The organism is Streptomyces sp. MS191 (assembly GCF_008042125.1).
In the GTDB taxonomy this organism is placed as follows: domain Bacteria; phylum Actinomycetota; class Actinomycetes; order Streptomycetales; family Streptomycetaceae; genus Streptomyces.
Genome location: NZ_RDBI01000100.1, coordinates 1 through 825, shown reverse-complemented (window position 1 = coordinate 825; position 825 = coordinate 1). Strand labels below are relative to the sequence as shown.

Annotated in this window: 1 protein-coding gene; it reads left to right on the top strand. The window is 70.3% G+C overall.

Annotation, left to right across the window (positions count from 1 at the left end):
• Positions 1-23: 23 nt before the first annotated feature.
• Positions 24-596 carry an MOSC domain-containing protein gene (locus EAO71_RS35190; protein ID WP_222723617.1) on the top strand — a complete coding sequence of 191 codons (573 nt, stop codon included), beginning with the start codon at positions 24-26 and terminating at the stop codon, positions 594-596.
• Positions 597-825 lie beyond the last annotated feature (229 nt).

The window sequence follows — 825 nt, the reverse complement described above, 5'->3', positions numbered from 1 at the left end:
GGGAACGCGCCGGTCCGCACGGCATGGTCGGCAGGCGGCGGACTGAGCCGGTCCGTCAGGGCGCGTTCTTCGTCGCGCTGACGACCACGCACTCCTTCAGCAAGCCCACGCGCGCGTCCGTCACCCTGCTCGCGGGCCTCGGGGTCGAGGGGGACGTCCACGCGGGCGAGACCATCCGCCACCAGTTCCGGATGACCTACGAGCCGGACCTGCCCAACCTGCGCCAGGTGCACCTGATGCACGAGGAACTCTTCGACGAACTCGCGCTCAAGGGGTACGACGTGTCCGCGGGGCAACTCGGCGAGAACATCACGACCCGCGGCGTCGACCTACTCGGACTCCCCACCGGCGCGCTGCTCCACCTCGGCGACCGGGCGGTCCTGGAGGTGACGGGTCTGCGCAACCCGTGCTCGAAGATCAACGACTTCCGTCCCGGGCTCCTCGGCGAGGTCTTCGCGCTCGACCCGGTGTCGGGGGAGTTCACCTTCAAGTCGGGCATCATGGCCGTCGTCCGGCAGGGCGGGACGGTTCGCCCGCACGACCCCGTCGAGGTCGAACTCCCGCCGCTCCCGCACCACCCCCTGGAACGCGTCTGACCGGCGTCGGACGGCCGCGGTCGCCCGGCTTCCGATCCGGCTGACAGTCCGTCGGGGATCGCCGTACGATGTTCAGTCTTGCAGCCGACCGACTGCGGAGACGACTGATGGCCAGAACCGCCCTCGGACCGGCCGAATCCGGACCCCTCTTACCCGCGTCGACACCGGGGTCCGGTATTCACGTGCCCGCGGCCTCCATTCCGCGGCAGACGCGTGGATCGCGTTCCTG